12 protein-coding genes and 1 pseudogene are annotated in these 11,355 nt (G+C 29.5%); 6 read left to right on the forward strand and 7 right to left on the reverse strand.

The window, feature by feature from the left end; genetic code table 11:
- The coding region (locus tag AJ887_RS10530) for a 6-hydroxymethylpterin diphosphokinase MptE-like protein (protein WP_261659888.1) at positions 1–825 on the reverse strand (825 nt) is incomplete at its 3' end.
- A complete protein-coding gene (gene pseI, locus AJ887_RS09140) occupies positions 822–1,853 on the reverse strand; it encodes a pseudaminic acid synthase (protein WP_070285108.1) in 1,032 nt (343 codons plus the stop codon). The genes pseI and AJ887_RS10530, both read right to left, overlap by 4 nt.
- Positions 1,854–2,108: 255 nt before the next feature.
- Between pseI and pseA the strand changes: the two genes are divergently transcribed.
- The 3 genes from pseA to AJ887_RS09155 are packed head-to-tail and all read left to right on the forward strand — an operon-like array spanning position 2,109 to position 4,594.
- Positions 2,109–3,245, forward strand: coding sequence for a pseudaminic acid biosynthesis protein PseA (gene pseA / locus AJ887_RS09145; protein ID WP_070285110.1), 1,137 nt, complete (start codon positions 2,109–2,111; stop codon positions 3,243–3,245).
- Positions 3,242–3,847, forward strand: coding sequence for an imidazole glycerol phosphate synthase subunit HisH (gene hisH, locus AJ887_RS09150; RefSeq protein WP_072224063.1), 606 nt, complete (start codon positions 3,242–3,244; stop codon positions 3,845–3,847). The genes pseA and hisH overlap by 4 nt, the downstream gene beginning before the upstream one ends.
- Complete coding sequence (locus AJ887_RS09155; RefSeq protein ID WP_070242846.1) at positions 3,848–4,594, forward strand: HisA/HisF-related TIM barrel protein; 747 nt, start codon at positions 3,848–3,850, stop codon at positions 4,592–4,594.
- Here the strand turns inward: AJ887_RS09155 and pseH are convergent.
- Genes pseH through pseF form a run of 3 tightly spaced genes read right to left on the reverse strand, consistent with a single transcriptional unit; the run spans position 4,559 to position 6,535 of the window.
- Positions 4,559–5,032 (reverse strand): UDP-4-amino-4,6-dideoxy-N-acetyl-beta-L-altrosamine N-acetyltransferase, encoded by a 474-nt coding sequence (gene pseH, locus AJ887_RS09160; RefSeq protein WP_070285112.1) that lies wholly within the window; start codon positions 5,030–5,032, stop codon positions 4,559–4,561. The genes AJ887_RS09155 and pseH overlap by 36 nt on opposite strands.
- Complete coding sequence (pseG, locus tag AJ887_RS09165) at positions 5,029–5,853, reverse strand: UDP-2,4-diacetamido-2,4,6-trideoxy-beta-L-altropyranose hydrolase (protein WP_070285114.1); 825 nt, start codon at positions 5,851–5,853, stop codon at positions 5,029–5,031. The genes pseH and pseG overlap by 4 nt, the downstream gene beginning before the upstream one ends.
- The gene (gene pseF, locus AJ887_RS09170) at positions 5,837–6,535 is read right to left on the reverse strand and encodes a pseudaminic acid cytidylyltransferase (protein ID WP_070285116.1); all 699 of its coding nucleotides are present in this window, start codon (positions 6,533–6,535) and stop codon (positions 5,837–5,839) included. The genes pseG and pseF overlap by 17 nt, the downstream gene beginning before the upstream one ends.
- A 92-nt stretch (positions 6,536–6,627) precedes the next feature.
- On the opposite strand from pseF, the gene AJ887_RS09175 reads away from it, so the two are divergent.
- Both AJ887_RS09175 and AJ887_RS09180 read left to right on the forward strand, forming a co-directional pair.
- A complete protein-coding gene (locus AJ887_RS09175; RefSeq protein ID WP_070285118.1) occupies positions 6,628–7,842 on the forward strand; it encodes a DUF2920 family protein in 1,215 nt (404 codons plus the stop codon).
- A gap of 23 nt (positions 7,843–7,865) precedes the next feature.
- Entirely contained in the window at positions 7,866–8,936 is a 1,071-nt protein-coding gene (locus tag AJ887_RS09180; protein WP_070285120.1) for an acyl carrier protein, read from the forward strand.
- On the opposite strand, the gene AJ887_RS09185 is transcribed toward AJ887_RS09180, so the two are convergent.
- Positions 8,933–9,160: an acyl carrier protein gene (locus AJ887_RS09185; RefSeq protein ID WP_002777686.1), complete on the reverse strand. Its 228-nt coding sequence runs from the start codon at positions 9,158–9,160 to the stop codon at positions 8,933–8,935. The two genes, AJ887_RS09180 and AJ887_RS09185, sit on opposite strands and share 4 nt — an antisense overlap.
- 40 nt (positions 9,161–9,200) lie before the next feature.
- Entirely contained in the window at positions 9,201–10,709 is a 1,509-nt protein-coding gene (locus tag AJ887_RS09190) for an AMP-binding protein (RefSeq protein ID WP_070285122.1), read from the reverse strand.
- 60 nt (positions 10,710–10,769) lie between these two features.
- Between AJ887_RS09190 and AJ887_RS09195 the strand changes: the two are divergent.
- Positions 10,770–11,355, forward strand: a pseudogene (locus AJ887_RS09195) (DUF2920 family protein); the annotation flags it as partial.

The following is an 11,355-nucleotide window of genomic DNA, read 5'->3' on the forward strand; positions in this document are numbered from 1 at the left end:
ATAATCGGGCTTAATATTGTGTTTTGCTAAAATAGGATAAGCACTATCAGCACAAAAAATAGTGGCTTTATTTGCATACTTTTTTAGTAAAGGCAATTGTTTGGTTAAGCTAGGTCCTGTTGAAACAATAATGGCGTTTTTAACTTTTTGTTTTCTTTCTTTTAAAAAATTTTGAAAAATTCCATGGTTTAAAAGTTTAGGAAGATTGTTAAGCATGTGTTTGATACCGATAATAGAATCATAAGGATCATTTCCTTTAGCTAAAACAATAAAGCGAATATTTTCAATAAGTTTTTTGTTAAGTTCTTGTATTTGATGAGTATAGAATTTAAGATAAAAATCACTATGTATAAAAAGATTAAAAATTTTCACACTTTTTTGTATGTATTCATACATAAAAAGTGTTGTAAGTTGTGCAGTAGTGATATTTGGAGTATGAAAAAGTATTAATTTTTCATTTTTTAATTCTTTGCTAAAATCAAAAAGATGTAAAGCTAGGGCTAAAATTTCTAACTCATCTTCAAAAACGATGATGTGTTTATGGTTTTTATTCTCACATAAAGCTTTATAAAACATACCATTTCCAAAACCATAGAAAAATAATACAGGATATTTTTCATACTCGCTTTTAAAAAGAGTTAAATTTTCTAAAAGCTCTTGATTAGGATTTTTATAAAGTGCGGTATCATCTTTTATAAAATTGATTCCATTTTCATTTTGCTGTATTTTAAAATCGTTTTTTTTTAAAGCACGTAATTTATACGCTAAAATTTGATCAACTTCAAATAAGACTTGAGTATTTTTTAAAAAAAGATTTTTATTCATCTAAAATCACTTTCTTTTAAAGCATCGCCAAATTCTATATCTTTACTAGCCTTTTTTCCTAAAAGTTCTTGATAAAATTTAGGATGTAGTCCAAAAGAAGGACGCACGGATTTAACATTTTCTTCATTGAAAATTTCACCTTTTTTAATATCTTTGCTTGCATACAAGCTTCTTGCAAAAACACGGTTTTTAAGCGCCTTTTCATCTAGATCTAACTTACCATCACCTAAAGCACTTTCGGCCTGTCTAACCGCATCTACCATAGCTTTAAATTCATTAAAATCAAGACTAAATTTACTGTCTTCACTTTCTATGCTTTTATCTAACATAAAATGCTTTTCTATCACTCTAGCTCCAAGTGCTACTGCCATAACAGGGGCTAAAAAACCAAAGCTATGATCGCTTAATCCTACTTCAACATTAAATTTTTCTTTTAAACTCACCATAGCTTTTAAATTCATATCTTCTATGGTGGCAGGATAAGCTGAAGTGCATTTTAAAAAGATCAAATCAGGATTTTTTTCTTCTTTAAAAATTTCACATATCCTAAAAAGCTCTCCTTCTGTAGCAATGCCCGTTGAAACGATGGTAGGTTTTTTTTCTTTGGCGATTAAACGCACGAAATTTTCATCATTGGCTTCAAAAGAAGCGATTTTATAGGCTATAGGATCAAAGCGTTTTAGAAATTCTAAATCTTCTTTGGCAAAAGGACTTGAAAAACAAAGTATGCCTTCATTTTGTGCGGTTTCAAAGATTTGAGAATGCCATTCATAAGGAGTTTTTGCACTTTCATAAAGCTCATAAAGTTTTCTTTTATCCCAAAGCCCTCCTTTGATGATAAAATCTTCTTTGTCGCTATTTAGCGTGAGGCTATCTGGAGTGTAAGTTTGGATTTTTATCGCATCAGCACCTGCTTTTTTGGCTGCTTTTATGCTTTTAAGTGCCATTTCAAGACTTCCTGCGTGATTTGCACTAAGTTCTGCGATGATAAAAACTTTTTTATCGGTGTTAAAATTTCCTATTTGCATACTTTTCTTTCTTTGGTAAATTTCCTACTAAAAATGATATATAATTATATTATATATTTCTTCAATTTATATATTTATATTATATAAATATTACGACTTTGTTATGATTTTGCTTGGTTTTATTCAAAAAATGCCATAGGGATTTAAATCATAGAATTTATTCATTTTTTAATTTTTATATAATATAAATATATAAAATTATAAAATAAAATTTAATTATAACGATATATATTTAAGGCTAATTAAAGGAAATTTATGAAATTTTGTAAAAAATGTGTGATGCCAGATACTAAACCTGATTTACATTTTGATGCAGAGGGAGTTTGTGATGCTTGTCGTTCTCAAGAAGCTAAAAATCAAAATATTAATTGGCAAGAAAGAGAAAAAGAATTTTTTGAGCTTGTAAAAAAATACAAAAAACATCCTGTTTATGATTGCGTTATCGGAGTAAGCGGTGGAAAAGATTCTACTTTTCAAGTGGTTAAAATGCTTGAACTTGGACTTAATCCTTTGTGTGTGTGTTTTGAGCCTAGTGTGCCTACGAAAATAGGGCGTAAAAATTTAGAAAATTTAAATCATCTTGGCGTGGATTTGATCCATATCAAGCGTGATCCAAAAGTTTATCAAAAACTTGCCCGTGAAGCTTTTATAAGAACAGGGGATAATGAGTGGCAAAACCATTTGGGAATTTTTACTTCTGTTCCACGCATAGCGGTAAATTTTGGAGTGCCTTTGATCATCTGGGGAGAAAGTCCGCAGATAGAGTATGGCGGTCCTGCGAGTAGTAAAAATAAGAATATTTTAGGCAGAGAGTGGCTTGAAGAATTTGGCGGACTTTTAGGAAACCGTGCTTCTGATATGCTTGGGGTAAATGGTATTACTGAAAAAGATTTGTTTTTATATACTTATCCAAGTGATGAAGAACTTCAAAGAGTAGGGGTTACGGGACTATTTTTAGGGTATTATTTTAAATGGGATTATAAAAAAATTCTTGAAATTTCTAAAAAATATGGTTTTTTAACTCTAGATCATCCTGTTGAGACTACTTATGAAAATTTTGAAAATTTAGATTGTTTTTCTAATCATGTTCATGATTATTTAAAATACTGCAAATACGGCTTTGGTAGAGCAACAGATAATGCTTGTTTGGACATTCGTTTAGGCTATATCAGCCGTGAAGAAGGGGTGCGTTTGGTGCAAAAATACGATGGCAAGCCCCCTAAAAAGGCTATTAAAAAATACCTTGAATTCAGTGGTTTTAGTGAGGAAGAATTTCAAAAAATAGTAGATTCTTTTACCAATAAAAAAATCTTTAAACGTGATGAAAATGGCAAATTTTTAAGAGATTATGATGGTTCTTTGGTAAGAAAAGACGAGTGTGTTTTAAAATGATAGCGCTCATTGATTACAAGGCGGGAAATTTAAACTCTGTTGCTAAGGCTTTTGAAAAAATAGGAGCTACAAATTTCATAGCTAAGAATCCAAAAGATTTGCAAAAAGCAGATAAATTGCTTTTACCTGGAGTGGGATCTTTTAAAGAAGCCATGAAAAATTTAAAAGAACTTGGTTTTATAGAAGCTTTAAAAGAGCAAGTTTTAGTACAAAAAAAACCTATTTTAGGCATTTGTTTGGGAATGCAGCTTTTTTTAGAAAGGGGCTATGAAGGTGGAGTTTGCGAAGGACTTGGTTTTATAGAAGGTGAAGTAGTCAAATTTGAAGAGGATTTAAATTTAAAAATCCCACACATGGGTTGGAATGAGCTTGAAATTTTAAAACAAGAGCCTTTATATCAAGGTATAGAAGATAAGAGTGATTTTTATTTTGTGCATTCTTTTTATGTGAAATGTAAAGATGAGTTTGTGAGTGCTAAAGCACAATATGGGCATAAATTTGTCGCATCTTTGCAAAAAGATCATATTTTTGCGACGCAGTTTCATCCTGAAAAAAGTCAAAATTTAGGCTTAAAACTTTTAGAAAATTTTATAAGGCTTTAAATGTTAAAAACTAGAATTATCCCTTGTGTGTTATTAAAAAATTCTCAACTTGTTAAAAGTATAGAATTTAAAGATTTTCGCACTATAGGGCATTTAACTTCAACAATGAGAATTTATAATGCACGCAATGTTGATGAACTTATTATCTTAGATATAGATGCTTCAAAAAGTGGTGAGATAGACTTTGAAAGCATAGAGGATCTTGCTAAAGAATGTTTTATGCCCTTAACTATAGGTGGTGGGATAAAAACTCTTGAAGATATACAAAAGATTTTAAATTTAGGTGCGGATAAAATTTCTATCAATTCTAAAGCCTTAGAAGATAAAGATTTTATAAGTAAAGTGGCAAATCGTTTTGGTTCTCAATGTATAGTTTGTTCTATAGATGTTAAAAGAAAAGGAGATCAACTTTGTGTTTATGATAGGGGAAATTTACTTGAAAAAAATCCTTTAGAACTTGCTTTAGAATATGAAAAAAAAGGTGCTGGAGAGCTTCTTTTAACTTCTGTGGATTTTGAGGGAAAAGCAAAGGGTTATGATTTAGAGCTTTTAAAGATCTTTCAAAATAAACTTAAAATTCCTCTTGTTATCAATGGAGGACTTAGCAATCCAAGTGATGGAGTTAAAGCTTTAAATTTGGGTGCTGATGCTTTAGCTGGGGCTTATATTTTTCATTTTTCTAAGTACACCCCTAAAGATATAAAAGAAGAATTAGCTAAGCAAGGTTTTGCAGTTAGGATTATCTAATACAATATAAAAAAAATCTCCATCTTCTTTTGTGATGATAAAATTATTATTCTTATAAAGTTTTAAAGCCTTTTCATTATCTTTAAAAACACAAGCTTTTAGGGTTTTTATCTTTAAAATTTCAAAGGCGTATTTTTTGATTTCATTCATTAAAATTTGTCCTACGCCTTTTAAATTAGGTTTTGCATAAAGTCCAAATTCACAAGATTTAGTTGTGATATTGACAAAATCAATCACACCGATAATCTGTTCATCTTGAAAAACTAAAAAATATTTTTTGCTAGAATCTTGATGTAAATTTTTTAAAAATCTTAAATGCTCTTCAAAATCGATATGTTTTGTTTTCATAAATTGACTGATGTCTGGGTGATTACGCCATTTAAAAATCAGCTTTATTTCTTGAGAATTAAGTTCTGTGAAATTTTTAAGTTTTATCAATGCCTATACTCCACTTCATAACCTTTTTGAGCTAGCCAATTGGCTAGTTTTTCTTGGTTTTTAACAACACAAATGGCTTTAAAATTTGCCTTTAAAAGTAGGGCTTCGTTAACTAAAGAACTTGCACTGATGATGAGTTTATTGCTTTCATTCATCAATTTTGCAAGATTTTCATGATCGATAAATAATCTAATATTGTTATGTAATTTTGCAAATTTTTGCAATTTTTTAAGATTGGGATTAGAAGAGCTGGTTGCGATGCTGATAGCTTTTGTTTTGGGTAATTCGCTAGCGATTTGCAAGGAGAGATTTTTGATATCTGTTCCGCCCATGCAAATGAAAAAATCATATTTTTTTTCTCTATTTTCTTTGGCTTCTTGATAAAATTCTTCTCTGATTAGGGCATAAGAAAAACCACATCTTACTTCACATTTAAAAGGTACTAAACCTTCATAATCACTTGCTTTTGAGTAAGCATTGACATTGAGTAAAATATCACAATGATGAGGCTTTATTTCATCATCAAAGCTTAAGATTTTCACCCCTGTTTCAAGCTTGATCAGTTTTTCATCATCTACGCTGATGCTATAGTGATCAATGATAAGAAGTTCAAATTTTTCTTCTTTGATGAGATTAATAAGCTCGTAGATACTTTCGCTACTAAGCTCATAAACAGGATAAGGAATTTCATCGATCAAAGAGCCTTCTAAAGGCAAACAAGCAAAACTTACATCATTATATTGTTTAGCTAAGATGAGATCTCTTTTAATATGACCAAAACCTATATAAATGGAGCTATCACTTCTAATAAGAACTTTCATGATTTGCCTTATAAAGTATTTTTGCAAATTCTAAATCTTGCATGGTGTCTATATCGCAAACTAAATTTCTTGGCAATACAAATACACTAGAATGAGGTTTAAACATAAAATCTTCTTCAAGCCAAGCTTTACTTGTACCAAAATAAAAAGCCCCTGCATCATGATAAGCTTTTGTTAAGTCTTGTGAGCGACTTTTATAATGTTTTTCATCAAACATATAAACTTGATTGTTTTCATTTAGATAAAAAGCCCTTTGTATAGGATACTCAAACTCAGTGGCGGCAAATAAAAACTTGCTTTCATTTTCTAAAAATTTCTCAAAAGCTTTTTTTAAAATTTCACTGCTAATTAATGGAGCAGTAGCATAAAGACAACAGACATGATCATAAATTTGATTTTGGCTTTGTAAAATTTCTATGGCATTTTGTACTACAGCAGTGCTTGAAGCATAATCATCGCTTAAATTTTTATCACGCACAAATGGAGCTTTTGCACCGTATTTTAAGGCTACTTCTATGATCTCTTCATCATCGCTTGAAAGCACTATTTCATCAAAAATACCCGAATTTAAAGCATTTTCTATGCTATAAGCGATTAAAGGCTTACCTAGAAAATCAATGATATTTTTTCTAGGAATTCTTTTTGATCCACCACGAGCAGGGATGATGCAAAGATTTTTCATAGTTAAGCCTTGTTTTTTGTGTTTTATTTTACTGAAATTTAAGTATAATTGTCTTTAAAATACAATAAAATGATACAAATAGGGTGGGAATAATGCTTATAAACCAAACCTTTGAAATTGATTCTTGTGATGATGTAGAATTAAATATAAAAAGAACCAGTAAACTTGAATACCGTATAAGTTATGATGATAAAAAAGATATCAAAGCTATAGTTTTTATAGTGGGTGGTTTTGGAGCCAATGCAAATATTTCTTTTTTAGATTTTGATAGAGAGTATATTGCTAAAAATTTTGATGTTGTAGCGGTGCATGTTTTTTATCATTGTTTTTGTGCAAGACAAAGTATCGATCAAAAGTACAATCCAAAGCTTATTCCTAATCAAGATGATTTAGAGCGTATCAACGGTATTTTAAAAAATATTAATTTAGGGCATTTGTTGGCTAATGAAGATAATTTTGAACAAATTATTCCTTTTATAGAACAAAGAGCTGGAGAGATTAAACAAGCAGGCTTAGTTGATGAAAGCCAAAAAATAGAACTTTTTTGCGATTTTGTCCCACCTAATGGAGACTATCAAAACTATGGCATTATGGCAGCTATTGATCATATCAATGCTTTAAAAGATTTAGTTAAACGCTTTCCAAAATTTGCAGATTTACCAAAAATTTATGGGGGGGGGTCATACGGAGGATACCTATCTTTACTCATAGCAAAAATAGCTCCTTGGTATGTGGATGGCGTGATTGATAATTCGGGTGTTTGCTTGCCATTTTTGGCGTGCATTTTAGGAAGAGAAATGAATCAATGTGAATTTTATTTCGAAGAAAGTGGTCATAGGCTTTATTGCTTTGTGTATAAATATTGGACTAGGAATATAAATTCTTTTTATTATTTTGGGGATGAAAATTATTTAATCAGAGCAATTTTAAATTCAAATCATCTTAAAATTCAAGCAAATATTGATAGTGATATCGTTTTTTCGAGTTATCATAGTTTGCAAGATATAGGTGCGCCAGTGCAAAACAAAATAGAGCTTTATAAGTGTTATCAAGAGTTAGGATATGATGCCACTTTACATTTGATAAAAGATGAAAGTGATGTAGATGGTAGATTTATAAAAAGTTTAGAACATGGGCTTAGAATGACTGATAGAGCTTTATTTAGAAAAGAACTTCCTTTAATGCTTGAAAAATTGCAAGGAAGAAAATCTTTTATGCAAGAAAATTCCATCTCTTATCCTTGTGGAAACAAAGTGTTTACTTTTAAAGATGTGGGAGATAAAATTGAATTAGAGATAATAAACTAAAATAAAGACAAAGGATATATAAAATGACAGCATATTTACATATAGGAACTACCAATACAGGAAATCAAGAAAAACAAGGTTTTTTGATGCAAAATGAAGAAAAGCTTTTGCAAAAAGGTTATATTTACCCAAAAAGTCTTAGAGTGGCAAATAGACACTGGGCTTTGGTGGATATGGTTTTAGAGTTGGTTCAAAAGGAAAATATTTTAAAAGAGAAAAGTGTTTTAAGTCATATCACAAATGAAAGACTTCTTAGAACTATAGAAAATTTTAAAAGTGAAAGTGCTTTACATAAAGATAAAAAATTTATTTTTTCAGCTGAGGGTATAGTTTGGGATTTTTCTACCAAAAAACATGTAGAAATTTTAGAAAAGATTATGAGAGAGTTAGGTTTTACTCAAATTTATATTATTGTATATTTTAGGGATACTTTGGGTTATTTAAACTCACATTGTTCTCAAGATCATAAAAACAATATGGGGTATTATTCTGCTGATTTTGCCCCACAAGATCATCCTAGAAAATATATTTTTGACTATGAATGGATTTGTAAAACTCATGCTAAAGTATTTGGAGAAGAAAATTTGATAGTAAGACTTCTAAGAGAGGATTATATAGGAGGGACTTTACTTAAGGATTTTGTTTATCATTTAGGACTTGAATGGGATGAGAGTTTTGTTTTAAAACAAACCAAAAATGAAAGTTTTAATCTTTTAGGAATGGAGCTTATGTCAAGATTAAACCAAAAAGATTTAAAGCAGGATAATCTTAATTCTTTGCTTTTTATGGCAAGAAGAAAATTTGAAGGCAGTAAAGAAAAAAGATTAAAATTTGCAGTGCAAAAAGATATTGCTAAGGCTTATGTGGACTATTTTGCTCCTTCACTTGAGTGGGTGAGAAAAAAGTATTTTCCACATAAAAATTCTCTTTTTACTCCTATAAATTGGAAAGAGTATGAGCAAAATTATACTTTAACAAATACACTCACTAAAGATTGGGATGATGTGGCGGATTTTATAGCACAAATTATTGTTTCTAAAAATGAAATCATCAGTTCTTTAAAAGAACAGCTTGAACTTGCAAGGAAAGATTAGTCTTTCATTGCAGTTTCAAGCATTTTTTTGATATTTTCAAAGCTTTCAAAATTTTCAGGTGTGATAAATTCTGCTTTTAAGGGTTTTTTGTAAAATTTTTCTATTTCAGCAACCAAAGCCATGATATCGATACTATCGATAAAATCTTCACTTACTAGATTTTCCATACTCTCATTGATATCTGTTCTTTCTATATTGATAAAAAATTGTTTGATTTCTTGCATTTTTTCTCTCCTTTAGTTTTTGAAATTATAAAATATTTATTTAAACAAGTTCTTTTAAGGCTTTCCTATCGATTTTACCATTTTGATTAAGCTTAAATTTTTCGATTTTAATAAAATTTTTTGGGATCATATAAGAAGGTAATTTATCTTTTAAAAAAGCTTTAAAATTAATCTCTTTTTCACTTTCATAAAAACAAATAATATCTTCTTTAAAAATACAAGCGCTATTTTTTACACTTGCATGAGAATTGATCACACTTTCTATCTCTCCAAGTTCTATCCTATGCCCCATATATTTGATTTGATTATCCGCTCTTCCATAGCATAAAAGTTCGCCAAATTTATTATAAGAAACAATATCACCTGTTTTATAGAGTAAATCTAAATAATTATCATGTAAAGGATTTTGTATAAAAGCTTGTTTGGTTTTTTCTTTGTCATTATAATACCCTAAAGACAAAGAAGTTCCACGCACGTAAAGCTCCCCTTTAATGTCTATTTGTTTAGGACTTATGAAATTCATATTTTCATCAAAAACTAAAAGTTCTGTGTTCTTACATGCTTTGCCCATGGGTAAAAGTTCTTCATCTTTAAAAGTACGATTGATGATATAAAAAGAACACACATCAGTGATTTCTGTTGGGCCATAAAGGTTGGCAAATAAAGCATTGGGTAAGTGTTTACGCCAAATATTTAGCTGTTTATTAGGCATGATTTCACCACAAAAAAGTATCTTTTTTAAGGCGTTTAAACTAAAATTATTCAAAGCTTCAGTATTTGCAAAATAAATCAGCACCGAAGGTACCCAAAATATAGTGCTTACTTTTTCTTTTTCAAGGCATTCTAAAATTTTATTTGGAAAGGCAAAAAGATGATTGGATAAAAGGTGTAAAGTCGCTCCTGATTTTACACTTGAAAAAATATCTAAAACACTATTGTCAAAATAAAATGGCGCTTGATTGGCTAAAATTTCATTCTCATCAAATTTAAAAGTCTCACATACCCAAAAAGTATAATCAATCACACTCTTATGAGCTATGCTTACTCCTTTAGGAATACCTGTGCTCCCACTTGTAAAAAGAACATAGAGTAAATTAGTATCTATGTGTTTTTCTTTTGCATTTTTTATTGCACTCTCATCTATATTAAAACTTTCAAAATCTTGTGTATAAAGCGTAGGCAAATCTAAGTTAAAATTTAAGTCCTTTGAAGTGATAAAAAGTTTAGGCTTTAAAACCTCTATAACTTTTTCTATTCTTTCTTTAGGACTTTTTTCATCTAAAAGGGTATAAAAATTTCCACTTAATGCCACTCCAAAAAATGAAATTAAACAATCAATCCCTTTAGGCAAGATGATTAAAACAGGAGCTTGTATAGGATTATCATTTCCTAAAGTTCTTAAAATTTCACTGGCTAGTTTTTTAGAAAAAAGATCAAAGTTTTTATAAGTGATTTCTTTTTTTTCCTTGGCAAAGGGTTCTACAAAAGCTGTTTTTTTGCTAAATTTGATTAAACTTTTTTCTAAAAAATCGTAGATATGGGTTGTCATGATTTACCTTTTTAGTTTTTTGTAATATAATATCGATAAATTAATAAAAAAGGCCTTTATATGCTCATAAATCAAACCTTTGAAATCGATTCTTGTGATGATGTAGAACTAGGTATTAAAAGAACTAGCAAGCTTGAATACCGTATCAGTTATGATAATGAAAAAGATATCAAAGCTATAGTTTTTATAGTGGGTGGTTTTGGAGCTAATGCAAATATTTCTTTTTTAGACTTTGATAGAGAATATATTGCTAAAAAATTTGATGTTGTAGCGGTGCATGTTTTTTATCATTGTTTTTGTCATAGAAGATCAAATGTTGAGAAATACAGTGCATATAAATTTTTTCAAGATGAAGATATTGAAAATATTAAAAATTTATTAAATCAGTTTCAATTTTCTTGTAATGAAATAAATAATGATAATGCACTTTTTTTAGCGAATTCTTTAGTGAAACATGTAGAAAATTTAAAAATGCAAAATAAACTCGATTATAATTTTAAGTTAAATTTTACTTCCACTATTGCCCCACCCAATGGTGATTATCAAAACTATGGCATTATGGCAGCTATTGATCATATCAATACTTTAAAAGATTTAGTTAAACGCTTTCCAAAATTTGCAGATTTACCAAAAATTTATGGGGGGG

The organism is Campylobacter sp. BCW_6466, assembly GCF_001762835.1.
Classification (GTDB): Bacteria; Campylobacterota; Campylobacteria; order Campylobacterales; family Campylobacteraceae; genus Campylobacter_D; species Campylobacter_D jejuni.

Coding starts and splice junctions, on each gene's coding strand:
- pseI (WP_070285108.1), bottom strand. CDS start 1,853: ATGCAAATAGGAAATTTTAACACCGATAAAAAAGTTTTTATCATCGCA.
- pseA (WP_070285110.1), top strand. CDS start 2,109: ATGAAATTTTGTAAAAAATGTGTGATGCCAGATACTAAACCTGATTTA.
- hisH (WP_072224063.1), top strand. CDS start 3,242: ATGATAGCGCTCATTGATTACAAGGCGGGAAATTTAAACTCTGTTGCT.
- AJ887_RS09155 (WP_070242846.1), top strand. CDS start 3,848: ATGTTAAAAACTAGAATTATCCCTTGTGTGTTATTAAAAAATTCTCAA.
- pseG (WP_070285114.1), bottom strand. CDS start 5,853: ATGAAAGTTCTTATTAGAAGTGATAGCTCCATTTATATAGGTTTTGGT.
- pseF (WP_070285116.1), bottom strand. CDS start 6,535: ATGAAAAATCTTTGCATCATCCCTGCTCGTGGTGGATCAAAAAGAATT.
- AJ887_RS09175 (WP_070285118.1), top strand. CDS start 6,628: ATGCTTATAAACCAAACCTTTGAAATTGATTCTTGTGATGATGTAGAA.
- AJ887_RS09180 (WP_070285120.1), top strand. CDS start 7,866: ATGACAGCATATTTACATATAGGAACTACCAATACAGGAAATCAAGAA.
- AJ887_RS09185 (WP_002777686.1), bottom strand. CDS start 9,160: ATGCAAGAAATCAAACAATTTTTTATCAATATAGAAAGAACAGATATC.
- AJ887_RS09190 (WP_070285122.1), bottom strand. CDS start 10,709: ATGACAACCCATATCTACGATTTTTTAGAAAAAAGTTTAATCAAATTT.